Here is a 24,109-nt window from a genome sequence, read left to right as displayed (position 1 = left end):
AATCTAGTTTTTAGATTATTGTGCAGCAGAAGCTTCAGAAGCAGCAGCAGCAACATCAGAAGCAGCAGCAGCAACATCAGAAGCAGCAGCAGCAACGTCAGAAGCAGCAGCAACGTCAGAAGCAGCAGCAACAGCTTCAGAAGCAGCAGCTACAGCTTCAGAAGCAGCAGCGTTAGCATCAGCAGCAGGAGCTTCTTCTTTCTTAGAGCAACCAACGAAAGCTAAAGTAGTAGCAATAGCAGCAGCAACAGCGAATTTCTTGAATAACATGGCATCACTCTCATAAAATTGTGAGATTAAAAAAAACCGGAAGTTAGTCTGTTTGTGCTTTTAATATTCCTAAACGCTTAGGTAACAACGCAGGGAGCAGCCTAACTGGTCTATCGCTATCCTATCAAAGCAAATTGTGAATTACTATAGTCCTGTCCAACAAAACGACAAAAATTGACAAAAATTGGCTATTTTTTGATAGAAAATAACTATGAAAATGAATTTTTGAATCGGATTATTAGGAGTTTTTGATGTTTTTATAAAATTAACTTTATATAAAACAGATATTTAATATTTTATGATGATTTTGAATTATTCTGTAAATATTCTGTAAGTATGTCAACGAAAAAAGAAAAGCCACCATAAGGTGGCTTTTTTATATAAAAATTATGTTGTTGCTTTACGCTTCATCTGATCAAAGAAATCATCATTTGTTTTGGTTTCTTTCATACGGTCTAATAAGAATTCCATTGCAGCAAGCTCATCCATCGGATGTAATAATTTACGTAAAATCCAAACTTTACGTAGGTTATCTTCATCCATCAGACGTTCTTCACGACGAGTACCAGATTTCTTAATATTCATTGCAGGGAATACACGTTTCTCAGCAATACGACGATCAAGCGTGATCTCTTGGTTACCTGTACCTTTAAACTCTTCGTAAATTACATCATCCATCTTACTGCCTGTTTCAATCAATGCAGTAGAGATAATCGTGAGAGAGCCACCCTCTTCAATGTTACGTGCAGCACCAAAGAAACGTTTTGGACGCTCTAAAGCATGTGCATCCACACCACCAGTGAGTACTTTACCTGATGACGGAATGACAGTGTTATAAGCACGTGCAAGGCGAGTAATCGAGTCAAGAAGAATGACAACATCTTTCTTGTGTTCAACTAAACGTTTTGCTTTTTCAATGACCATTTCAGCAACTTGAACGTGGCGGGCAGGTGCTTCATCGAAAGTTGATGCAATCACTTCACCACGAACAGTACGCTCCATTTCAGTAACTTCTTCAGGACGTTCGTCAATAAGAAGGACAATCAAGAATACTTCAGGGTTGTTACGGACGATAGATTGAGCAATGTTCTGCAATAACATCGTCTTACCCGCTTTTGGCGGTGCAACAATAATCGAGCGTTGACCTTTACCAATCGGCGCAACCAAATCAACAACACGAGAGGTTAAATCTTCAGTCGTACCGTTGCCTAGTTCCATTACCAATTGTTCGGTTGGGAATAAAGGTGTCAAGTTTTCAAATAAAATTTTATTACGCGAATTTTCAGGCGTATCGTAGTTAATTTGATTAACTTTCAATAATGCAAAATAACGCTCACCTTCTTTAGGTGGACGAATCGTACCTGTAATGGTGTCACCCGTACGTAAGTTAAAGCGACGAATTTGGGATGGGCTAACATAGATGTCATCTGGTCCTGCTAAATATGAACCAGCAGCAGAGCGTAGGAAGCCAAAACCATCTGAAAGAATTTCGAGAACACCATCACCAAAAATTTCTTCACCATTCATCGCATGGCGTTTTAAAATGGCAAAAATAATATCTTGTTTACGGTTACGTGCCATGCCTTCAAGGCCCATAAACTCCGCAATTTTAATGAGTTCGCCAATGGGTTTTTTCTTGAGTTCAGTTAAGTTCATAAGTGGTCAGACAGAATGGAATAAGTGGAGGACTACGTTAGGGAAATAATAAAAATCGACCGCATACATACATGCTGATGTAATTGTATTCGTACAATCACGATTCAGTAGTCTGGTTCATTGTTTCAGAGAGAAATGTAAAACAATTGTTATTGCCGAGCGGCGATCTTATGTTTTGTGTCTTGTAAGAAGCGCAATGAAGTAGATTCCATTCAAAGCTTCTTGACTAAGAAATATAGTTGAAATCTTCTGAATTGTCAATTTTTAACAAGAAATACGCTATTTATTTCATAACGTATTTCTATTTTGACAGTCAAATTATCATATTAGATATTTTGGTCAATAAATGCTGCAAGTTTTGAACGAGGTGCTGCGCCAACTTGTTGCGCAACAACTTCGCCATCTTTAAACATTAATAAAGCTGGAATATTACGAATGTTGTATTTAACAGCAGTTTCTTCACATGCAGTTACGTCAACTTTAACGATTTTTACCTTTCCTGCATATTCATTTGAAAGATCTTCAAGTACAGGTGCAATCGCTTTACAAGGCGCACACCAGCCAGCCCAAAAGTCTACAAGTACAGGAGTTCCAGCATCTAAAACATCTGCTTGGAAGTTTTCATCAGTTGTATTAACAATAGTCGCAGACATGAGGTTGCTCCAAATTTAAGAAATAAAGTGCGAATATGATCATCATCATGATGAATATTACAGTGCTCCTCTACTCAATGTAAGGGTTTGTTCTGATTATTCAAGTTTGAAAGTGAAAAGTCTAATGGATGCTCACGATGTTGATCATCGACTTATACAATCATTTATTGAATAAAAGCGAAAATACGCCACTTTTATTGCGTAAAATGACTTTAAAATTGTAAGCATGTGAATTACTCTAATGCGTGAATTGAGCATGGGTTTATGTGAAGAATGTCTGATTTTCTGATTGATGAAGAATTACTTGCTGCGATTGATATGGGATCGAATAGTTTCCATCTTGCAATTGCTCGTGTCGATCACGGCGAAGTGAAGAAAGTTGCTTCTATGTCAGAAAAAGTGCAGTTAGCAGCTGGGCTTGATGAAAATAAGAATTTAACCGAAGCAGCACAGCAACGTGGACTGGCTTGTTTAGCCCGATTCGTTGGGCGGTTAAGCTCAGTACAACCCAATCGTTTAAGAATAGTTGCGACAAATGCTTTAAGACAAGCAAAAAATGGTCATGAATTTATTCAAAAGGCCGCAGAAATATTACCCAAACCCATTGAAATTATTGCTGGTCGTGAAGAAGCTCGTCTGATTTATTTAGGTGTTTCTCATACCATGGCTAATGGTGGTCGACGCCTCGTTGTGGATATTGGCGGGGGGTCAACTGAGTTTATTATCGGTGAAGAATTTGAACCGCTGCATACCGAATCCTTACAAATGGGGTGTGTTGCATACAGTAAAGCTTATTTTTCTGATGGTGAAATCACAACCAAGGCATTTGATAAGGCGGTTGTGGCTGCTCGTAAAGAGATGTCTTCTATCGCGAATACCTATAGAGCAGAAGGGTGGGACACAGTTGTTGGTTCGAGCGGAACGATTAAAGCCTGTCGTCAGATTGCGGTTAATCTGGGATTAAGTGATGAGCAAGAAAATCTGACCCGTGATGGTTTATATAAGTTAAAAGATCGTTTACTCAAGTTTAAACATATTTCAGAAATTGATTTTGAAGGTCTACGTGAAGATCGCCGAGCAGTTTTGCCAGCAGGCCTCGCAATTTTATATGCCATTTTTGAGGTTTTAGATATCGATAAATTGGCATATTCTGATGGTGCTTTGCGCGAAGGTGTCATGTACGACTTGCTAGGTCGATTCAAGCACGAAGATATTCGTGACCGTAGTGTGCAAGCTTTAATGGGACGTTATAATGCTGACCCTAAGCAAGCAGAACGTGTGGTAAACACAGCACAACATTTGTTTGATGGCGTGGCGGATGCTTTAAATTTAACGACTGAAGACAGTGACTTACTGCGTCGTTCAGCATATTTGCATGAAATTGGATTAGCAATAAGCCATGGTGGTTATCATCGTCATGGTGCATATTTGTTACAACATTCAGATATTCCTGGTTTCTCGCAAATCGATCAAAATCATCTTTCGCACTTAGTTTCACATCATCGTCGGAAGTTACGTGTAGATGCAAAAAATGACGTATTAAAGGTCGGTGGGAGTCATTTACTTTACCTTTGTTTGTTATTACGTCTTGCTGTTTTGCTGAACCATAGTCGTAGTGATCAGATGCTTCCTGCCATTGAACTGAGTGTTGTAAATGATCAACAATGGCAACTCAGCGTTTCTGGCGATGCTAAACAATGGCCGTTATTGGTTGCTGACTTGCATGATGAACAATTGCAATTTAAGCACTGGGACATTGAGTTAAATATTCAGTCAGACCAATTTGTTGATTAACCATATTATTATGGATCATTCTTGACTTATGAAAAATAAAGCGACTCAGTCCAAGGCTTGGGCTACGGTTCAAATTGCGCGACATCCTGAACGTCCGCAATTTCTAGATTATGTAAGTGAAATTTTTACTGAATTTGATGCACTACATGGTGATCGATTATTTGGTGATGACGGTGCGATGATTGGCGGTCTTGCTCGATTTGATGGACAACCTGTGATGGTTGTTGGTCAACATCGTGGCCGTAGCACACGTGAAAAACTTCAGCATAACTTCGGGATGTGTAATCCAGAAGGATATCGTAAATCACAACGTTTACTTGATATGGCTGAGCGTTTTAATCTACCAGTCTTTACTTTTGTGGATACCATGGGCGCTTATCCTGGTGTTGGTGCTGAAGAGCGCGGACAAGCGGAAGCTATTGCAACCAGTTTAGCTCAGCTTTCTAGTTTAAAAGTTCCAGTTATTGCGACAATTCTGGGTGAAGGTGGCTCTGGTGGTGCACTGGGTATTGGTGTAGCAGATCGTGTAATCATGCTATCACATAGTATTTATTCAGTGATTTCACCTGAAGGTTGTGCCTCTATTTTGTGGAAGACTGCAGATAAAGCGGCACAAGCAAGTGAGGCTCTTTCTTTAACTGCAGACAAACTTAAAGTATTAGGTATTGTTGAATATGTTGTGGATGAAGGCGAAGGCGCACATTTACAGCCTGAAAAAGTCATGCATGATTTGAAAGATGTGTTAAAACAAGCCTTAGATGAATTGCAACCGATGGATGCTCAAGAACGATGCGATGCACGTTATCAACGTTTAATGAAGTTTGGCAGCAGCAATTTAGGCATCGCGTCTTAGCACAAACACAACATTTTTCTGAACAAACTCAATTTTTAATTGGGTGTAGCGGCGGCATGGATTCCATGCTGTTGCTGTATCTAATGTCTGAAATTTTCCCACATCGTATTCGTGCAATTTATATTGATCATCAGCTCCAAAAAGTGAGTGCTGTGTGGGGAACATTTGTCCAAAAACATGCTGAAGCTTTGAATATTCCTTTTATTCTGCAAAAAGTTTCTGTTGATACGGGTAATTTAGAACAACAAGCACGTAATGCTCGTTATCAAGCATTTCAACAACATTTGAATGAGAATGACATTCTTGTTCTTGCACATCATCAACAAGATCAAGCTGAAACACTATTACTGCGACTATTTTCTGGTGCGGGCATTCATGGTCTTGCTGCTATGCAACCAATGGATATTCGTCAAGATCTCACAATCTGGCGTCCTTTCTTAGATTTAGGTCGTCAACAAATTGCACAATGGTCACAGCAAATTGGATTTGAATATGTTACTGATCCAACCAATTCAGATACTCATTATGATCGGGCATGGTGTCGAGAAGTGTTGTGGGATGTTTTAGAACAGCGCTTTCCTAAAATGCAATTGGCGATAGCGCGAACCAGCTATTTAATGCAAGATGCAGCAGAGATTTTGGATGACTTATTAAAGTCTGATTATCAAAAATGCGTAAGATCCAATCAACTCGACTTAATCGAACTGTCTGAGCTTTCAGATGCTCGGCAACGTCAGTTATTATCACTTTGGATCAAAGGTGAAGATCAATATCGTCCAAGTTACGATATGGTGCAACGTATAAAAAATGAAGTAATTTTGGCAAAACCAGATGCCCAAGCGACGTTACATATTCACCAACATTACTATGTTCGATACCAGAAAAAACTATATCGTTTAACGCATAATGAATTGTATGCGGAAAAGATATCACCGCTTTCAAATTCGCAACTAGAATGCCATGTGTTGGGGCAAACGATTCAAGTCGCTGCTGGAAAATTTAAACTTGAATCACAAAAAGTAGGTCTTTCAACGCAATTATTAGGAAAGCAGTTGAGCTTAATAAAGAGAGAGGGTGGTGAAAAAATTCATCTTTATGGTCGTGTTGGACATTGGCCTTTAAAAAAAGCCATTCAAGACGCACAGATTTTGCCTTGGTTACGTCATACAATTCAAATATTAGTCGTGGATAATGTTATGCTTGGGGTTTTTAGCCCTAAGGGTTTTTGGTTGGCGCAATCTGAGTATCTGGAGCAGGATGGTTGGCAACCAAGTTTAATTTCTGACTGCAATGACGTTTTGCAGCAGTCTTTTTATGATGATGAGTAGGACATGGCGACAACATTGAATCAAAATATTTGCTTTATTGGCGGTGGTAATATGGCGCAAGCCTTGATTGGCGGACTACTTTCTCGTGGTTTGCCAACAACACGTATTACGGTTTCTGATCCTGTAGAACAAATTCGTCACATCTTAGAAGAAAAAGGAATTGAGACAACAACAGATAATGTTGATGCAATTAAAAATGCAGATGTAGTGGTCTTAGCTGTAAAACCTCAAGTATTAGCAACGGTATTACAACCATTAAATGGTTTGTTGTCGGATAAACTCGTGATTTCAATCATTGCGGGTGCTGAAATTCAAACTATTTCAGATTTGATTGGTGGCAGCCAACGTATTGTACGTGTGATGCCAAATACACCAGCATTAGTACAAACAGGCGCACATGGCATATATGCTTCTGAAGCGGTAGATACTAAGGACCGTGAATTAACCAGTCAAATTCTTGCTGCTACAGGTTTGACGATTTGGGTGGATAATGAAGCTCAGATTGATGCAGTAACAGCCGTATCTGGTTCTGGTCCTGCTTACTTTTTCTATTTGATGGAAAGTATGATTCGTGCAGGTAAAAATTTAGGTCTGGATGAAAAAGTTGCCACAGCATTGACGCTTCAAACAGCGTTAGGTGCAGCGCAAATGGCAATTACCAGTTCAAATTCTCCGTCGGAATTACGTAAAAACGTGACATCTCCAAATGGCACAACACAAGCAGCTTTAGAAGTGTTTGATCGTGCACAAGTTTCACAAAATATTCAGGCAGCGCTTGCAGCAGCTCAGAAGCGTAGCCAAGAGCTCGCACAAGAGTTGAGTGACAAGACTAAATCGGTTTAAGTAGGATAAGACAATTATGGGTGCAAGTTCTGCGCTAATTTTTGGTGTTTTGATCAATGTTGCGATTTTATTGGTCTTTTTCCGTTTTCTAATGCAATTGGCGGCAGTGAGCCCATACAATCCAGTTGTGCTTTCTACGGTGAAAGCCACTAAGATTGTTGATGTTCTGAGTCGAACTTTGCCAACAGTAGCTAGTGGTCGTGTTAATTTAGCCGCGATTGCCTTATTGATCGTACTGTATTTACTCAAAATTTTTGGGTTAATGTATTTATCGGGGCAAATGCCGCATAGCGCCATCTATCTTGTGGTTACAACATTTGTGACAATGATTCAGGACTTGATTCGTTTTTGTCGATATTTAATATTTGCTACGATTATTTTGAGTTGGGTGGTGATGTTTACACAAACACGTTCACCTTATATTGAAGTTATTCAAGAGCTTGCTGAACCACTATTAGCTCCTTTCCGTCGTTTATTGCCAAATATGGGAATGATCGATCTTTCTCCAATTTTAGCATTCTTAACTTTATACATTGCTGAAATCTTAATGAACGAAGCAGCTAAGGCACTGTTAATGGGTCTTTAGAATCATTCAGTGAAATAAAAAAATGGGCTTTCGCCCATTTTTTTATTTCTTAATCCATTTTTGCCGTATGGCACTGTTCAGTGGATTAGAAAAAAATCTGGCAATCAAAGCACCTAGACCAATCGCAAGAATAAGATAGACCAACAATAATAAAAGTTTAATGTTGCCCTCGGTTACGGCAGGCGTATAAAACAGCTTGAAGAAACCTAAAATAATCAGATGGAATAAGTAAATTTCATAACTATTTCTGCCGATGTTATGGAGTAGTCTGAAGCGTTGTATTTGATCAGTTTTCTTTTCATTTGCTACATTCGCGAGAATAACGATTGCCGTCGACAGTGCAAAAAAGCTAATTCCCCAAATCGCATTTTCTTTGATAGATGCTGAAAAATAAATGATCAGCATGAGAACAATTGCAATGGATTTGAGCCATAACCATGTTTGTGGTTTAAATTGGAGTTTCGGTGCAATCAGTGCTGCAATACATCCGAAGGCAATTCCATCAAAGCTTGAAAAATAATGATATAAATACGCACCATTTTCTGCGCCGTAATGCAAATATCTGAAATAGGGCGCAAATAGAATCAGCGCACAACAAACAATGATAAAAAATGATTTTTTCCTAAATAATAATGCTATGAGTGGAAAAAGTAGATAAAACACTTCTTCTACAGATAAAGACCATAATACGCCAAGTACATAATTAACCCAGCCATTTTCAATAATCAGGATATTCATCCAAAATATCAGTGCTGCTATGTTCACCGTTGATTGAGACACGACGATGTCATTTGGTGCTTGAGTCATAAAAGGATTAAGTTCAAATGCACCTAAGACATTAACTAGACAGATCAATAAAATCATCGTCGGCATAATCCGAGCAAATCTTGAAATATAAAAATCTCGACTATTGATTTGATTCAACGTTCCGTAACGCTTGAGGGTGTGCGAAGTGATTAAGTAACCTGAAATTACAAAAAACATGGTGACACCATAGTTACCATTTCGAGCTAAAAGGGTAGTGATGTTTTCACCAAAAATTTGGAAATTAATTGAGGTATCAAATAGCTTGTATGGAATGTTGAAGTGATGCAGTAGAACCAAAATAATTGAAATGAAACGTAAGCTGTCGATGGAATAGTGGCGGTTGAATTGAGGTTGATTAAAGGACATATTGCATTCCTTTCTCCTATGCGAATTAATTTTTATAAGCTATTCTTTATTTTCAGTGTTCTTGTAGCGCAGGAGCATTTAGCTCCTGTCTGCAAGAAACATTCTTGGTTAATATGATTATTATGGCTTAATGGGCAGCATCCCAGTTTGGACCTTGTCCAACTTCAACTACAAATGGCACTGAGATTTCTAAAACAGATTGCATGACATCTGCAATTTGTTTTGAAAGTTCATCTGCAATTGCAGCATCAGCTTCAAATACCAATTCATCGTGTACTTGAAGTAATAATTTTGCTTGGTCTTTAGGTAAAACTTTATCGACTGCAATCATGGCAAGTTTAATAATATCTGCTGCACTGCCTTGTAAAGGCGCATTGATTGCAGCACGTTCAGCTGCCTGTTTGATCATTTTATTGCTTGCTAAAATATCAGGCGTATACAAACGACGACCGAGTATAGTTTCTACAAAACCTTGCTCGCGCGCAATTTGGCGTGTTCGTTCCATATAGTCGAGTACACCTGGATAGCGTTGGAAATAACGAGCAATATAGCTACGTGATTCTTCACGACTAAAACCAAGTTGACGAGTCAAACCGAATTCTGACATGCCATAGAGTAGTCCAAAGTTCACAGCTTTGGCTTGACGACGTTGATCATTGGTCACATCTTCAATCGCAATTCCTAAGACTTCCGAGGCAGTACGACGATGTACATCTTGACCTTGTTGGAAGGCATGGACTAAGGCATCATCTTGAGAGAAATGCGCCATCAAACGTAATTCAATTTGTGAATAATCGGCTGCGAGAAGTACCCGACCTTCGGGAGCAATAAAAGCTCTACGAATTTGACGACCAATTGGAGTACGAATCGGAATATTTTGTAAATTAGGGTCGGTCGAAGATAAACGACCTGTTGCTGTTAATGCTTGGTGATAACTGGTATGAACACGATGTGTTGAATCATGTGACTGCTCAACCAAACGATCAGTATAGGTATTTTTTAGTTTTGCTAAGCCACGATGTTCTAAAATCACTTCTGCTAAAGGATGTTCAATTTTCTCTAAAATACTTTCACTGGTGCTGTATTGACCTGTTGCAGTTTTTTTACCGCCTTTAAGCCCTAGACGATCGAATAGAACCTCACCGACTTGCTTTGGAGAAGCGATATTGAATGCTTCACCAGCCAGTTCTGTGGCTTGGTTTTCCAAGGTTTGCATCGTTTCAGAAAATTCAACACTCAGTTGATCAAGAAAAGCGTGATCCAACTTAATTCCATCTTCTTCCATACCTGTAAGCACACGAGCCACAGGCATTTCGATGTTATGCAGAATATGCACTAACTCAGGCGAGCTTTTCAGTTTTGCTGCTAAGACCTCATATAAACGATAAGTTACATGCGCATCTTCGGCTGCATAATGTGCTGCAACTTCAAGTTCAATTTGATTAAAGCTTTTTTGTTTTGCGCCTTTACCAGCAATTTGCTCAAAAGTTGTGGTCAAATGACTAAGATAAACTCGAGCTACATCATCCATACCATGTCTTGTTGCCGCAGCATTAAATACATATGAAGCAAGCATGGTGTCAAAATACCAACCTTGAATGCTAATACCATGATTAGCAAAGATATGAGCATCATATTTCAGGTGATGCCCAATTTTCTTCACTTGTTCATTTTCAAGTATTGGTTTAATTTGCGCTAAGATTTGCTCGCGATTGAGTTGCTGAGGCGCGCCTTCGTAATCATGAGCGACAGGTACGTAGTAAGCGTCTTTAGCATCGAAGGCAACGGAAAAGCCAACTAACTCTGCAATACGATAATCTAAGTTGGTTGTTTCCGTATCAATTGCGAAGTGATCAGCTTGCTGCATGCGTTGCAACAATTGATCCCAATCGGCTTGTTCTAATACAATATGATATGTCGCTTCACCTAACTGATCATCTTGACTCGATAGATTGGCATGATCTTCGGTGGTGACTTGTTCAGTCTTTTGCTCAGCTTTAACAATACTTTGAGATGTTTGTTGATAAGCCGATGTATTCGGGTTGTTGGGATGATCTAAAGATTGTAATTGATTACGAAATTCTAGTTCAGTATAAAGATCACGGAGATGATCAATATTTGGATTCGATAGTTTAAGGTCATGCCAATCTAAGGCTAAATCTAAATCGCAGACAATACTCGCAAGTTGGTGATCAATTTTTATATTCTCTAAATTATCTTTAATATTTTGGCTAATTTTGCCTTTAAGCTGATCTGCATTAGCGATGATATTATTTAATGAACCATATTCATTAAGAAGTTTAGCCGCAGTTTTCGCTCCAACACCTGGAACACCCATGATGCCGTCAGATGCATCACCCATCAGAGTAAGATAATCAATGATTTGATGTGGATGTACGCCAAATTTTTCAAAAACACCGGCTTCATCCAAAACACGCTCTTTAAAACTATCTTCAAGTTTGACGTTTTCATTTACTAATTGCGCCATGTCTTTATCGCCTGTAGAGATAAGAACATGATGACCTTCAGCAAGTGCTCGTTTGGTTAATGTACCAATAATGTCATCTGCTTCAGCACCGGGGAGGCTATATAAAGGAATGCCTTGTGCTCTGATAAGCGCATGTAAATAAGGAATCTGTTGTGACAATTCTTCAGGCATACTTGGACGATCGCCTTTATAAATTGGCGATAATTTATGTCGAAAGGTTGGCTCAGGCGTGTCGAAAATCACAGCCATGTGGGTCGGTTGAGTACGACGCATCAATTTCTGAATTGCTGAAATTGCACCACGAATTGCGTTAGTGTGTAGACCAGTAGATGTGGTTAATGGTGGTAAGGCGTGAAAAGCACGGAATAAAAAGTAAGACCCATCAACCAAGACGAAAGGTGGCATTGCACACATCCTAATTATAAATTAGCTGCCATTTTACGTGAAAAAGCATGGTCTGTCCCTGTTGCAATAAAAAGTGATGACGATCTATGTCGTTTAAAATTGCAGAATTTTGTATGTAAAAATAGCTGCTTATCGAGTGATCAAGTAAGATAGTTTAAATAATCTTGTCATAATTGATCTAAGTCTATGTATAAAAAAGACAAGCAGGGAATTGTTATTGTCCTCATTGCTTTGACCATGTTGCTTGCGACTTCAGTTGCTTTTAATTGGCATGCAACCGTGATTGCAGCTGCGATAGGACTAACTGTTGTTATTGTACACATACTCTCTGAAATTCATCAGCGTTTGAGGCTGCTTGAACAAGCTGCGCCAAGTTATTTTGCTCAATCTACAGGGGTTGGAACACAGAAAATTTTAATTTACAGTTCAGCGTTGATTGCACTTTTTGCCTATGCAAATACTTGGATGTGGTTGGCTGGTGGTGCATTACTGGTGTTGATATTGTGTTTGATTCAAACCATGAGCGCATTTCAAACTCGGCTATTACATTTAGAACAATACGCAGTATCAAGACCTGAAAATATTTCTACCCAACCAGTGACAGATTCTCTAACTATTCAAACACATACAGATTCAGCTGAGCGGGTAGAAATGTCTTCTTCTCGCATGAATCAGCACCCTGCATGGATGCAAGCAGATCATCAACAGCTAATTCAAAATCAACAAACTGAAAATAATTCTGAATATCAAGTTCATCAACCCGTTAAACAACCCGCTTGGTGGCAGCCTGCAATCGATTGGATGATACATGGCAATCCAATTTTACGTGTTGCTGTCGCTGTTTTGATGGTTGGTGTGATTTTACTTTTACGTTTTGCAAGCGAGCATTGGCAGTTGAGCTTAGGTGTTAAGCTCAGTTTTATCGCAAGCGCAGGTATCATAACCACTGTTGCTGGTTATTTGCTGCAAAAGAAAAATCGATTATTTGCAGTTGCATTACAAGGTGTGGGCCTAGCGATTGTATTCTTAACTCTGATTTTCTCACATCATTTTGAAGTGATTGCAAGTTTAACCACAGCCAGTATTCTATTTGTGATTTTATTATTGGCGACTGTTTATCTGAGCTTGAAACAACAAGCTTTGTATTTAGCTATTTTAGCTTTAACAATGGCTTATCTCGCTCCTTTAGTGATTCCTCATACACATCCTGATGTGATTTTCTTATTTGGCTATTATTTTGTGATTAATTTAGCTGTAGTGGCGGTTAATTTTATTCAGCCTTGGAAAATTCTTCATCAAATTGCTTTTTTTGCCACTATGTTTATTGGTGGCGCAACGATTGTAATCTATGCAGAAACTCAGCAATTCAATACTTTAGATTTGATTCTGTGGCTACATATCGCTTTATTTATTTGGCTCAGTATCCGCTATAGCCAATTAATGCTTAGGGCTCAAAATCAGGATGCTCGTGTTGATTCTGAAATCAAGAGCGAATCTAAACGCTTAGAGCCGATCTTAGATGTTGGGCTTATTTTTAGCGTACCTGTGTTAAGTTTTTCTCTACATGCTTATCTCATGCATAATTCGACTCTATCATTGACACTTGGTGCAGTTGGATTAGCAATTGTTTATATCTCATTAAATATATGGATTAAACGACAACATCCACAACTTTCTATCTTGGCGAAAAGCTTTTTTATCCTTGCTATGGTATTTACAGCATTGATTTTTCCATTGGCGAAAGGCGCACATTGGACATCAGTGGGGTGGGTGATTCAAGGAACGGCATTGATTGTGTGGGGCGTGACTGAGCGTTATCGTTTGAGTCGCTATATTGGTGTAGCTTTAGTTTTACTTAGTTCTATCGCGCTGCTTTTTCAAGTTTGGTCAAATGATCATTTCCCGATATTGAGCACGGTTATTTTTGCGTTAGCACAATTTATTTCAGCTTTCTATTTATTGCACTATCAAGAAGTGGAAAAATATTTCAGTGCACGAATGCTCAGTGCAATTTTCCTTATTTTAGGTATGTATGCTGGGGCGATTGCTGGTGTTGAGTACATGCAATGGCAGCAGTATGGATTAAATCCTTACATAGCAATAGCGGTAGTATTGCTTGGATTGTTTAGTTTAGCCGTTCATTTTAAATCACGATTGCAGTGGGCGAGCGTACAACTCATTTTAATATCAGGTTTGCTATTTTTAGTTTATGCAGAAAGTTTTGCGATTGAAATTTATACTCAGCACCAGTGGCAAAGTATCTTACAACAAAGTTGTTTTATGGTTGCTGCATTAGGGTTGTTATTTATTTTAACCAATATCGGGGATTACAAAAAACATCTGAGTCTATGGTCAACTATATTGTGGTTAAGCTTAGCCAGCATAGGCTTGGCAATTTTTCCAATCTTACCATTGGTCGGTTTGGCAATATTACCGATTGGTTATCATATTGCTTTTATGCGAAAAGATTCTGAAATCTTATTACAAACACCTGTGATCAGTTTAAATCTGATTTGGCTAATAATGATCAGCTTAGATTACTATTCTGCTGAGCATTATTATCTTATGCCAATTTTAAACTATACCGATGCCACTTCTTTGTTCATGTTGATAGCAATGTCTTGGACGATTTATCAACATCAAATGATGATTCAAGCAGAGTTTAGAACAGGCTTAAAGATTGTCACTATTTTAACTGGTTTATTGGTTCTGAGTAGTATTGTTGTGCGAGCTATGCATCATTATTTCGATACGCCATTGTGGGGTGTAGAAATTTGGTCTAATGGTGATGTGCAACTTAGTTTAACGCTACTTTGGGTTGTTTTAGCCTTTATTCTGATGACCTTTTCAAGTCGCCGTCACATTCGACAAGTTTGGTTTGTGGGTGCTGCATTATTGGGGATCGTTGTCGCTAAGCTTTTGTTATTAGATTTATCGCAAAGCGGTACATTAACTCGTGTCATTTCATTTATTGGTTCGGGTGCAATCATGCTTGTGATCGCTTATCTTGCACCATTACCACCATCGATTGATCAACAATCCGAAGAATCGTAATTATTTTTCTTTCGCTTCTTTTTTGAGCTCTTTTTGATTGGCATATTGATCGATTTCATCTTCTTCTAGAGGTAGAGGTCGATCAATTAAGCCCATTTTCGGTACAGGAATTTCAATTTCATTTTCTAAGAAACCATTTCGAACACGTTCTTGCATTTCATCACGCACTATTAACGCATTTTCTTGACGACACCATACAGCAAATAGAAGTTCAATCGACGATTCTCTAAAAGCGGTGACAGTAACAGTTGGTTTAGGGTCATCCATGACCAATGGATATTTTGATGCGACGTCTAAAAGCACTTGTCTCACTTTGATAATATCTTCATGGAAATTAATCGCTAATGTGATCGGAATACGCCGTATTGGGAACTTTGATAAGTTCATCACCGGCGTTCGAATCAATTGTTCGTTTGGCAAACGGATATAGACATTATCGAGTGTTAACAGTTTAACAGAGAGTAAGTCGATCGAAATCACTTCACCTTCGATGGTTTGTCCTCGAATTAAGGTGATCTGAATGGTATCGCCAACTTCAAACGAACCTTCGCCAATTAAAAATAATCCACTAATCAAGTTTGTTGCAGAGGTTTGCGATGCAAAACCCAGTGCGACAGTTAAAATCCCTGCTGCACCTAAGAACACGCTGAGTTTAAATCCTGCTTCTCTCAAACTCGTCATAATGAAGAGTAAGAAAATAAAGTAGAAAATTCCTCTACGCCACAGTAATCGTTGATGAGCATTAAAACGACTACCAATGGTGCGAATAAACGCATTTGAAACAATTCGAGCGATTACAAAGCCAATAAAAGCTAAAATAATAGCGACGAGAATTTCACTCAGTCGTTCAAAATTAATATTGGTATATAAGCTGGTGATGCTGGATGCGACATCTTTTGGGATATTGGTATCGGACATGGCATCCTCTTAAAAAAACGAATCAAACATATTAAATAAGTTACTGCCTGGAGCGCGAGGCGGGTGTACATAGGTCACTTCACCTGCTTGGGTCGGGGTTTTATTTTCAATCCGAATACGTGCAGGATGTTCAGAACCTTCGTAATAGACCTTGATTTGTGACGTCCATAAACGTCCTGTACTTTCACTATAAAATAATGGCAGTGCAGGAACAGGGACGTTCATACGATCAAAACGTAATTGATGTTGGCTGGTATTATGGAACTCAATAGGTGTAACCGCACGGAATGCACGAGGTTTGAGCAGGTTTAAATCCGTTCGACCATCCACAGAGGTTGCATAGCAAATTTCGCCCTGCTGTGGATTTTTACCAAACCAGGTATCTTTGGGTTGAATTACAGGTATGTCGAACAATGGCTCTGAAAGCCCATTGACTAAGCCAGCAATCCATAACGGGGTGCTGATATACAAGGTTCCACGCTGCCCAGCAGGAATGTAAATAGGATCAACGGGTTTAATTACCACAGAGCGATCAGACAAGCGTGGCATCAAATGAAAACTACTATTGGTTTTGTGAAACATATAGCGTTCAATTTTTGCTGGATGTGGCATAGCAAATTCGGTATCGGTCAAGATTTTCCATTGTTGTTCGTAGTCATGCTGAGACTGAGGACGATGGTATTCCAAGCGCCACTCTTTTATTCCACGCGTAAGACGGAATAACAATGAACCGAATTGCCAAGCTTTGGCTTGCTGAAGTTCAAATTGTTGTTCACCCCACCATTTTAAAGTATTGGAATGGGGAGCTTGATATTGATTATTTTGAGTCAAGTTGCAAAATTCCTTTGTGAGTATGCTAAACAGACTTCACGCTGTAATCTCCTTAGAGTACACTCAACCATCTCTTTCATCATTATAAATTGTGATGCAAATACTTAAACAAATACAAATTCCTTATAGTTTTGCTAAACGACATGGCGTTTTATTACGTTATGAAGGCGATCAAGTTTTTATCGTGCGTAAAAAGGACACTGCACGTATAGCATTGCAGGAAGCTCGTCGAGTTTTGGGGAAATCAGCGCATGATCAACTTTGTACTGATCAAGAGTTCCATGCTTTATTAAGTTCTAGCTATGCAGGCGATACAGGTGAATCGCAACAGGTTGCGGCGGGTTTAGAGGATCATCCAGACCTACTCAGTTTGGCGGATCAAGTTCCTGAAGCAGAAGACTTAATGGACCAAGAAGATGATGCGCCTATTGTCAGATTGATCAATGCATTGTTGTCAGAAGCAATTCGTGTCAGTGCATCAGATATTCATATTGAAGCTTTTGAGAAAAAACTTTCAGTACGCTTACGTGTAGATGGCCAACTTCGAGAAATTGTTCAGCCACGCCGTGAGTTAGCACCATTATTGGTATCACGTATTAAAGTCATGGCTAAACTGGATATTGCAGAAAAACGAATTCCGCAAGATGGTCGTATTTCATTGCGTTTAGCTGGGCGTGAAGTGGATGTCCGTGTTTCGACATTACCTTCATCACATGGTGAGCGTGTGGTAATGCGTTTGCTCGATAAGCAAGCTGGGCGCCTGAACATGGTTCATTTGGGTTTGATGCAAAATGATTATGATCGTTTGACACAATTGGTGCATCGTCCACATGGCATTATTTTGGTGACTGGTCCAACAGGTTCGGGTAAAACCACAACGTTATATGCCGCACTTTCTGATTTAAACGACAATACGCGTAATATTTTGACAGCTGAAGATCCGATTGAATATCAATTAGAAGGGATTGGGCAGACGCAGGTTAACACCAAAGTTGATATGACCTTTGCCCGTGCCTTAAAGGCGATGTTACGTCAAGATCCTGATGTGGTTATGGTCGGGGAGATCCGTGATCTTGAAACTGCTGAAATTGCAGTTCAAGCGTCACTCACAGGTCACTTGGTACTTTCTACCTTGCATACCAATACTGCAATTGGTGCTGTGACGCGATTAAAAGATATGGGGATTGAGCCATTCTTATTAGCGAGCTCATTGATTGGTGTTATTGCACAACGTCTTGTTCGCACACTTTGTCCGCACTGCGTGACATGGCGTAAAGCGGATGCATTTGAGAGACAAGTGTTTCAGCATCTAAAAGTAGATGAGCATATGGAATTACCAGAGCCACATGGTTGTGAACGTTGTTCACATGTTGGCTTTAGTGGACGAACAGCAATTTATGAAATTGTGCCTGTTGATGAATCTATGCGCCGACTAATACACGGTAATGCCGCTGAATATGAGTTAGAAAATTATGCTCGCCGTCATGCTGCATCGATTCGTGATGATGGTTTATTGAAAGTTTTGGCTGGCAAGACAACCTTAGAAGAGGTTCTACGTGTGACCAATGAAGCGGCAGAAGAGTAAGTTTTAAAATAGTTACTAAAAAAGCAGCAAGGTTAATCTTGCTGCTTTTTTTATAAATTTAATTATGCAGTAACGATATTAAAATTCACATCGATATTGTTACGTGTTGCATTTGAATAAGGGCAAACGATATGTGCTGCTGCTACTAATTGTTCTGCTTCAGCTTGTTCTAAACCAATTAAATATACATTTAACGTCACTTCAATTCCGAAACCGTTTGGGATCGGACCAATTCCAACTTCACCTTCAACATATGCATCTTTTGAAATTTTTAATTTATCGCGATTTGCTACAAATTTCATTGCACCAAGGAAACATGCAGAATAACCAGCTGCGAAAAGTTGTTCAGGGTTAGTCACTGCTCCACCAGCACCGCCCATTTCTTTTGGCACACCTAATTGAACATCTAAGACACCATCTGATGATGTAGCTCGACCATCACGACCACCTGTTGCTTTGGCTTTTGCTCGATATACGACTTGTTCTAGAGACATGATTATTATTCCTGAATTAATATTGAGTTCAATTAAATCGTACACGATATAAAATCAAAAACAAGTAATCAAATTGTAAAGAGGGCAATCACTTGGTTAGATTGTGACGTAGTTCTGCAAGTTGGTTTTTCAACTCAAATAAAGTCTTTGGACTACATGAAGCAGCTTGGGCAATCTGATGTGGAATATCAATAGCTTGTAATTGTAAATCTATACCTTGCTCAGTGAGTGAAATGATCACCAGTCTTTCATCTTTTTTTGAGCGTTTACGATGAATCAGTTGTGCAGACTCTAGTTTTTTTAAGATAGGTGTTAATGTCGAAGACTCTAAAAATAATCGATCACCAATTTCAGAAACAGTAACTTGATCTTTTTCCCATAAAACCAACATTACAAGATATTGAGGGTAGGTAAGTTTAAGCGGCGCAAGCAACTGTCTATAGACTTGGTTGATTGCTAAATTAGTCGAATAAACTAGAAAACATAACTGATTATCTAATAATAGTTGTTGGTGTTCTTCACCCATGCAGCTCTCAATAAATAGTTAACTTTACTCAGTATATATTGGTCTTAAAGCATTGATTAAGCAATTTTAGAATCAATCAATAATTGAAAGGATATTCAAAAGCCTATATTGCCAACTTTATTTGATTTTGGAATTACCAAAGATCTGCAATTTTCTTTAATAGTTTCGCTCTATTTCGTGCTGTAGGATTATTTGGATTAGCTACTGTTTGTTGTTCAAAATATTGTTGCCAAAGTTGGATCATCTCTAAAGTTGTTCCTTTCTGCTTTATGATGATGATGTCTTCGCGCTTGATATTTTCTAATCGTTGTCTCGCTCCTTCAGCACCAGTACCCCAACCAATTATCCATTGTCCAAAACTGTTTATAGATAAATTTTGCGGGGTGGGTAATGTGTTTTGTACTTGAGTGGATGGATCAATTAAGACATCATCTGTCATTGCATGTATGTGTGCTGTTGTCCCTAAAAAAAAGAAGAAAGGAATAAATTTATACATAGATAGAGCTTGAGGCAATTTAAGGCCAGATGTTACACGATTCATGGTGAGAAAATGTTTAAACTTGTTCTACGATGATTATTAATTCTTATTAAATCATCATTCTAGCGATCATGCATGCATAAAATATGATTAGGTTAGTCAGTTATTTTTACAATTATAAATTTTCAATGGAAGAAATGAGGGCTTCCAATAGGAATATATCAATAGCTGATTAATTTTCGATGTTGCATTAATGGCATGGATAGGCGAGTTGATTCCTGTTCTTTGATATCGAACGAGTTGGTAATTAATGCCTGACCTTCATCTTTGACGATTTGTAATAGTTGACCGCGACTGTCGGTAATGCCTGAATGTCCCCAAGTTTGGCGTTTTTCACCATGCCATCCCTGTTGAGCAGCACCTAAAACATAGCATTGACTATCCATCGCACGTGCTTGTAATAGTAATTGCCAATGCAGTTTGCCAGTGGTGTAGGTAAATGCTGCTGGGGCAGAGAGTATATGTGCACCTTGCTGACGTAAGGTTAAAGCAAGTTCAGGAAAGCGTAGGTCATAACAGACCATGAGACCGATATTACCAAATGGTGTTTTCGCGACAACCACTTGATCGCCTGATTCAAAGAATTGAGATTCTTGATATCCACCAACAGCATCACCGACTTGAACATCAAATAAGTGAATTTTATCGTAACGTGCTTCAGTGCCTTCAGGACTAATGCATAAGCTGACCGTTCGCACACGACCATCAGTAATGATTGAACCATCAGGACGAAAAGGACAAGGTAATGTACCAGCGATAATCCAAATTTGATATCGATGTGCGAGTTGTTCTAAACGTTGTTGGATTGCTTCAAACTGAGCAGCAGTTTCTCGTTGTTTACCTGCGGCAAAGCACACGAAATTTTCAGGGAAGACAATCAGGTTAGCTGCTTGTGCCTTGCTCTGTTGTAATAATCTTTCTATAACAATGAAGTTATCTTCAATGTCATTCTGAGAATTCATTTGAGCAACAGAGAGTAAGGTCATAGAGCAGCCAATGTAGTTAGCTTAACAATCAAGCATTTTGTTTTTGTACGTCAGTATTCAAGCAATCTTGCTCTTTTTGCAATTGCTTAACGAGTGGTTCAAACATATTTTGGTTGTTGTCATTTAAACGCATCAACGTTTTATGTGCATCAAGTACGGTATTTAACATAGCGCTATGAGTAACATGTTCCTCAGTAAGCTCTAATGTGCATACATTTGGATCGCCACAATAATTTAAGATCACAAAAACCTGTCCTAGCCCCATACTATTGGCTAAGGTTGTAATATCTGGATTTGTCGATAGCATAACTGCTTGTATGTGATGAGCTTGCTTGAGCTTTAACCCCAATTTTGCCAGTATGCCTAATACAGTACTGTCAATAAATGTGGTTTCAGTCAAATCAACGATTGCACCAACAACATTTTGCTGTTGTTCAATCCTGTTAAGTAGTTTGTCTAAACTTATACAAGAGTGAGCACGCACTTCGCCAATAAGTTTGAAAATATGCGTTCCGTTCAAACTTGCATATTCAACATGACCTGTTGACATATAAATGCCATTTTCAGAGAAAGGATATAAAATTATCCCATAGTGATATTCTAGACACAAGTGGTTGGATGGTGTGATCTAATTAAAATATTGATATTTAAATTAATTCATTCGACATAAGCTCAGAATTGCAATGTCATCAGCTACATGTTCTGGTGCTTGAAAGGAATCATTTTGTAGATGTTCGACTAATTGATTGAACTGATCATTTAAACCACCATCAAATGGTTCAAGTGCACCGTCTGAACATAAAATAAATCGTGCATGACGACTTAACACACAACAGTGCTCTTCAACCTCGAGTTCTTCAGTTAAGCCGAGTGGAAAGCTACTGGTGGTTAAAATTTGTGGCGGTTTGTTTGGTTCAAAAATGATGGGTGGTGGATAATGTCCTGCACTAGACCAACACACTTCATTGGTTGTTAGATTTAATATACCTGCCACCATGGTGATGTGTTTTTCAATATTCTCTTGCATCAGCATGGCATTTAGCTTTTGAATTAATTGGCTTGGTCTTTTGGAGCGACCATGAAAAGCAGCCATCCACGATGTGAGTAAGCTACTAGTAACACCATGACCAGAAACATCTGCTAAATAAAATAAAACTTCATGATCATTCAATCTCCAATAATCATACCAATCACCAGACAAATAAGCGGATGGCTGAAACAGAGATTCAAATTGATAATTTGGAAGTTCGATTGGATTTGGTAATAAACGCTTTTGTAATTCAGCTGCGGATGGTAAATCACGACTATCTTGATTACGTTTATATTGTGCGTCAATTTTAAATAAAGAGTGTACTGGGTTCTTAGGTAAATTATCCCACATCCAACCTGCTAGCGCACCTAACTCCCAAGCTTGAGCAAGTGCAGCTCCTTCATGTTCAAAAGCAAGAACAATTGTTGGGAGTTTCCATTGATATTTTAAAAAATCTTGTACATCAGCAATTGCAATAATGGTTTGATCATACAATTCTAAATCATCCACTTGAATGATTTGCAGGCTTGGTAACTCACTTAATGCTTGATCTAGATAAGTTACTGAGCGTGTGGGTTGGATGAAATACATAAATAAATTGCCGATCCTTTAAGTGATCATTTTTTAAGTCATCATAGATGAAATATGATGAAAAACATAGTATTGCTAAAGCTTTTAAAACCCAAGCAATACTTAGATTTGTAATAAAATGATTATAAAGTTATTGCTCATCTGGAGATGATTCATCGGTATCATCAACATCGCCGATAAAGGAAATATCGTTTGAATCGCCTTTCTTTTCAGCAATTTGGAAAGCTTTTCTTTGTAGGTAGAAATCGCGAATCATTGCATATTTATCGCCTTTTAAACTTTCTTCTATATCTAAAATTTGTGAGCGAGCATCAATCGCTTGTAAAACATTAGTCGACCAAAGTATGCCATCTTGATCATCTAATAAATATTTTTGAGGGCGACCAAAACTGTCTGCAGCTAAACCAAAACCATCACGGAAAGTGCTTGGTCCAAAAAATGGAAGCATCACATATGGGCCAGAGGCAACACCATAATAACCTAATGTCACACCAAAACTTTCCTCTTCTGTTGGCAGCCCTAAACGACGCGCAGGATCAGCAAAACCTAGAGTTGTTAAGGTATTAACCGTAAATCGCCCCAATGTTTTGGCTGCTCGGCTAGGACGACCTTGAATTAATTGATTTACTGCATTCCACGGTTCACCTAAATTTTTACGGAATTGGCGATAAGGATTACGAACGGGTTCGGGAACTTTGGCAACATATTGAATTGCAACAGGCTTTAATACATTACGATCTAAAGCATCGTTAAAAGCGAAGATTTGACGGTTAAGTGGTTGTAGTGGATCTTTCACTTGATCAGGTTGTGCGGCATTCGCATTCACTTTTAAATCGTTTTTTGTAATATGTTTTAAATCTTTTATAGCCTGTAGTGTTGAAGTATTTTGTTCAACGGTTTGGTTTGTAATGGCATTACTTGCTTGATTTGCAGTGTCTGCTGCAAATAAGGATGAGCAAGCTCCAGCAGATAACAACCCAAGCAAGATAAAATTTGAATAATGCATAAAAGTCCTTAGTCGCTGAAAATGCGAAATGCAGTCATTAAGTGATTGTTTGAATAGAACCCATCATAATATATAGCAAGAGCAAAAATTAATTGTTCTGTCCGTATTAAAGCAAATTTGCTCAAAAAATATAAGTAAAAAGATGTTTTTGTTTAAAATCTGATCATTTGGAGTAATAAACAAAAAGAAATTGAGAAAAGGGGTTGCGCCTGTTTGGAAATGCTGTAGAATGCACATCCATCGGCGGTGATGCAGATAAAAACTTGTTGAGAAACAAGGATTTGGCTAGAAAGGTTGGATTCTTGGATTGGTTGATAAGTTTGATAAATATCTAAATTACCTGTTGACTTTGAAGAAATTCAGAGTAATATAGCCGACCTAGCTTGATGATGACGAATCATTGAGAAGATCATTAAGAGAATAGAAGAACAACTTGTGTGGATTTTTACTGGTTAATCGATCGAAAATATTTCATTGATTAGATGGTAGAAATTACTCGAA

Annotated in this window: 21 protein-coding genes; 7 read left to right on the top strand and 14 right to left on the bottom strand. The window is 38.6% G+C overall.

The genetic code is table 11. The annotated features are described in order from the left end of the window. Window positions 1-15 precede the first annotated feature (15 nt). The 3 genes from F933_RS05640 to trxA form a co-directional block, all read right to left on the bottom strand. Window positions 16-270 carry a hypothetical protein gene (locus F933_RS05640; protein WP_005059364.1) on the bottom strand — a complete coding sequence of 85 codons (255 nt, stop codon included), beginning with the start codon at window positions 268-270 and terminating at the stop codon, window positions 16-18. Between the two features lie 387 nt (window positions 271-657). After that, window positions 658-1,926: a transcription termination factor Rho gene (rho, locus tag F933_RS05635; protein ID WP_005051687.1), complete on the bottom strand. Its 1,269-nt coding sequence runs from the start codon at window positions 1,924-1,926 to the stop codon at window positions 658-660. Window positions 1,927-2,252: 326 nt separating this feature from the next. After that, window positions 2,253-2,579, bottom strand: a complete 327-nt coding sequence (gene trxA / locus F933_RS05630; protein WP_005051689.1) for a thioredoxin — start codon at window positions 2,577-2,579, stop codon at window positions 2,253-2,255. A 273-nt stretch (window positions 2,580-2,852) separates the two neighbouring features. Here trxA and ppx point away from each other — a divergent pair, with 273 nt between their 5' ends. Genes ppx through F933_RS05605 form a run of 5 tightly spaced genes read left to right on the top strand, consistent with a single transcriptional unit; the run spans window position 2,853 to window position 7,983 of the window. After that, the gene (gene ppx, locus F933_RS05625) at window positions 2,853-4,373 is read left to right on the top strand and encodes an exopolyphosphatase (protein ID WP_005059362.1); all 1,521 of its coding nucleotides are present in this window, start codon (window positions 2,853-2,855) and stop codon (window positions 4,371-4,373) included. A 28-nt stretch (window positions 4,374-4,401) separates the two neighbouring features. Continuing rightward, window positions 4,402-5,226, top strand: a complete 825-nt coding sequence (locus F933_RS05620; protein WP_005059359.1) for an acetyl-CoA carboxylase carboxyltransferase subunit alpha — start codon at window positions 4,402-4,404, stop codon at window positions 5,224-5,226. A gap of 56 nt (window positions 5,227-5,282) precedes the next feature. After that, window positions 5,283-6,554 carry a tRNA lysidine(34) synthetase TilS gene (gene tilS / locus F933_RS05615; protein WP_005059357.1) on the top strand — a complete coding sequence of 424 codons (1,272 nt, stop codon included), beginning with the start codon at window positions 5,283-5,285 and terminating at the stop codon, window positions 6,552-6,554. Window positions 6,555-6,557: 3 nt separating this feature from the next. Then, window positions 6,558-7,397, top strand: a complete 840-nt coding sequence (gene proC, locus F933_RS05610) for a pyrroline-5-carboxylate reductase (protein ID WP_005051705.1) — start codon at window positions 6,558-6,560, stop codon at window positions 7,395-7,397. Between the two features lie 16 nt (window positions 7,398-7,413). Continuing rightward, on the top strand, window positions 7,414-7,983 hold the full coding sequence (locus F933_RS05605) for a YggT family protein (protein ID WP_005051707.1): 570 nt from the start codon (window positions 7,414-7,416) through the stop codon (window positions 7,981-7,983). A 42-nt stretch (window positions 7,984-8,025) separates the two neighbouring features. On the opposite strand, the gene F933_RS05600 is transcribed toward F933_RS05605, so the two are convergent. Next, window positions 8,026-9,156, bottom strand: a complete 1,131-nt coding sequence (locus F933_RS05600; RefSeq protein WP_005059354.1) for an acyltransferase family protein — start codon at window positions 9,154-9,156, stop codon at window positions 8,026-8,028. A 127-nt stretch (window positions 9,157-9,283) separates the two neighbouring features. Then, complete coding sequence (polA, locus tag F933_RS05595; RefSeq protein WP_005059352.1) at window positions 9,284-12,049, bottom strand: DNA polymerase I; 2,766 nt, start codon at window positions 12,047-12,049, stop codon at window positions 9,284-9,286. Between the two features lie 186 nt (window positions 12,050-12,235). Between polA and F933_RS05590 the strand changes: the two genes are divergently transcribed. Beyond that, window positions 12,236-15,103 carry a DUF2339 domain-containing protein gene (locus F933_RS05590; protein WP_005059350.1) on the top strand — a complete coding sequence of 956 codons (2,868 nt, stop codon included), beginning with the start codon at window positions 12,236-12,238 and terminating at the stop codon, window positions 15,101-15,103. Here the strand turns inward: F933_RS05590 and F933_RS05585 are convergent, their stop codons facing one another. Further along, on the bottom strand, window positions 15,104-16,021 hold the full coding sequence (locus F933_RS05585) for a mechanosensitive ion channel family protein (protein ID WP_005059348.1): 918 nt from the start codon (window positions 16,019-16,021) through the stop codon (window positions 15,104-15,106). Between the two features lie 9 nt (window positions 16,022-16,030). Beyond that, entirely contained in the window at window positions 16,031-16,852 is an 822-nt protein-coding gene (locus F933_RS05580) for a hypothetical protein (RefSeq protein ID WP_005059347.1), read from the bottom strand. A gap of 94 nt (window positions 16,853-16,946) precedes the next feature. Between F933_RS05580 and gspE the strand changes: the two genes are divergently transcribed. Then, entirely contained in the window at window positions 16,947-18,437 is a 1,491-nt protein-coding gene (gspE, locus tag F933_RS05575) for a type II secretion system ATPase GspE (RefSeq protein ID WP_005059345.1), read from the top strand. A 62-nt stretch (window positions 18,438-18,499) separates the two neighbouring features. Here gspE and F933_RS05570 read toward each other — a convergent pair whose 3' ends face one another. The 7 genes from F933_RS05570 to F933_RS05540 all read right to left on the bottom strand — a co-directional run bounded on the left by F933_RS05570 (window position 18,500) and on the right by F933_RS05540 (window position 23,608). Then, window positions 18,500-18,931: an organic hydroperoxide resistance protein gene (locus tag F933_RS05570; protein ID WP_005051723.1), complete on the bottom strand. Its 432-nt coding sequence runs from the start codon at window positions 18,929-18,931 to the stop codon at window positions 18,500-18,502. A gap of 88 nt (window positions 18,932-19,019) precedes the next feature. Beyond that, window positions 19,020-19,457 (bottom strand): MarR family winged helix-turn-helix transcriptional regulator, encoded by a 438-nt coding sequence (locus F933_RS05565; protein ID WP_005059343.1) that lies wholly within the window; start codon window positions 19,455-19,457, stop codon window positions 19,020-19,022. Between the two features lie 133 nt (window positions 19,458-19,590). Further along, window positions 19,591-19,953 (bottom strand): DUF4951 domain-containing protein, encoded by a 363-nt coding sequence (locus F933_RS05560; protein WP_034710886.1) that lies wholly within the window; start codon window positions 19,951-19,953, stop codon window positions 19,591-19,593. A gap of 203 nt (window positions 19,954-20,156) precedes the next feature. After that, window positions 20,157-20,981, bottom strand: coding sequence for a carbon-nitrogen hydrolase family protein (locus F933_RS05555; RefSeq protein WP_005059340.1), 825 nt, complete (start codon window positions 20,979-20,981; stop codon window positions 20,157-20,159). A 28-nt stretch (window positions 20,982-21,009) separates the two neighbouring features. Continuing rightward, a complete protein-coding gene (gene gigB / locus F933_RS05550; protein ID WP_005051732.1) occupies window positions 21,010-21,531 on the bottom strand; it encodes an anti-anti-sigma factor GigB in 522 nt (173 codons plus the stop codon). A gap of 102 nt (window positions 21,532-21,633) precedes the next feature. Then, window positions 21,634-22,602 carry an RsbU family protein phosphatase GigA gene (gene gigA / locus F933_RS05545; protein ID WP_005051734.1) on the bottom strand — a complete coding sequence of 323 codons (969 nt, stop codon included), beginning with the start codon at window positions 22,600-22,602 and terminating at the stop codon, window positions 21,634-21,636. A 130-nt stretch (window positions 22,603-22,732) separates the two neighbouring features. Continuing rightward, window positions 22,733-23,608, bottom strand: coding sequence for an MlaA family lipoprotein (locus F933_RS05540; RefSeq protein ID WP_005059337.1), 876 nt, complete (start codon window positions 23,606-23,608; stop codon window positions 22,733-22,735). Window positions 23,609-24,109 lie beyond the last annotated feature (501 nt).

This window comes from Acinetobacter beijerinckii CIP 110307, from assembly GCF_000369005.1.
Classification (GTDB): domain Bacteria; phylum Pseudomonadota; class Gammaproteobacteria; order Pseudomonadales; family Moraxellaceae; genus Acinetobacter; species Acinetobacter beijerinckii.
Note: the sequence above shows the minus strand (reverse complement) of the source record. Positions and strands in the feature narration are given on the sequence as shown.

Excerpts from the sequence above, each read along its gene's own strand:
- F933_RS05640 (WP_005059364.1), bottom strand. The coding sequence starts at position 270 with ATGTTATTCAAGAAATTCGCTGTTGCTGCTGCTATTGCTACTACTTTA.
- rho (WP_005051687.1), bottom strand. The coding sequence starts at position 1,926 with ATGAACTTAACTGAACTCAAGAAAAAACCCATTGGCGAACTCATTAAA.
- trxA (WP_005051689.1), bottom strand. The coding sequence starts at position 2,579 with ATGTCTGCGACTATTGTTAATACAACTGATGAAAACTTCCAAGCAGAT.
- ppx (WP_005059362.1), top strand. The coding sequence starts at position 2,853 with ATGTCTGATTTTCTGATTGATGAAGAATTACTTGCTGCGATTGATATG.
- F933_RS05620 (WP_005059359.1), top strand. The coding sequence starts at position 4,402 with ATGAAAAATAAAGCGACTCAGTCCAAGGCTTGGGCTACGGTTCAAATT.
- tilS (WP_005059357.1), top strand. The coding sequence starts at position 5,283 with ATGGATTCCATGCTGTTGCTGTATCTAATGTCTGAAATTTTCCCACAT.
- proC (WP_005051705.1), top strand. The coding sequence starts at position 6,558 with ATGGCGACAACATTGAATCAAAATATTTGCTTTATTGGCGGTGGTAAT.
- F933_RS05605 (WP_005051707.1), top strand. The coding sequence starts at position 7,414 with ATGGGTGCAAGTTCTGCGCTAATTTTTGGTGTTTTGATCAATGTTGCG.
- F933_RS05600 (WP_005059354.1), bottom strand. The coding sequence starts at position 9,156 with ATGTCCTTTAATCAACCTCAATTCAACCGCCACTATTCCATCGACAGC.
- polA (WP_005059352.1), bottom strand. The coding sequence starts at position 12,049 with ATGCCACCTTTCGTCTTGGTTGATGGGTCTTACTTTTTATTCCGTGCT.
- F933_RS05590 (WP_005059350.1), top strand. The coding sequence starts at position 12,236 with ATGTATAAAAAAGACAAGCAGGGAATTGTTATTGTCCTCATTGCTTTG.
- F933_RS05585 (WP_005059348.1), bottom strand. The coding sequence starts at position 16,021 with ATGTCCGATACCAATATCCCAAAAGATGTCGCATCCAGCATCACCAGC.
- gspE (WP_005059345.1), top strand. The coding sequence starts at position 16,947 with ATGCAAATACTTAAACAAATACAAATTCCTTATAGTTTTGCTAAACGA.
- F933_RS05570 (WP_005051723.1), bottom strand. The coding sequence starts at position 18,931 with ATGTCTCTAGAACAAGTCGTATATCGAGCAAAAGCCAAAGCAACAGGT.
- F933_RS05565 (WP_005059343.1), bottom strand. The coding sequence starts at position 19,457 with ATGGGTGAAGAACACCAACAACTATTATTAGATAATCAGTTATGTTTT.
- F933_RS05560 (WP_034710886.1), bottom strand. The coding sequence starts at position 19,953 with ATGTATAAATTTATTCCTTTCTTCTTTTTTTTAGGGACAACAGCACAC.
- F933_RS05555 (WP_005059340.1), bottom strand. The coding sequence starts at position 20,981 with ATGACCTTACTCTCTGTTGCTCAAATGAATTCTCAGAATGACATTGAA.
- gigB (WP_005051732.1), bottom strand. The coding sequence starts at position 21,531 with ATGTCAACAGGTCATGTTGAATATGCAAGTTTGAACGGAACGCATATT.
- gigA (WP_005051734.1), bottom strand. The coding sequence starts at position 22,602 with ATGTATTTCATCCAACCCACACGCTCAGTAACTTATCTAGATCAAGCA.
- F933_RS05540 (WP_005059337.1), bottom strand. The coding sequence starts at position 23,608 with ATGCATTATTCAAATTTTATCTTGCTTGGGTTGTTATCTGCTGGAGCT.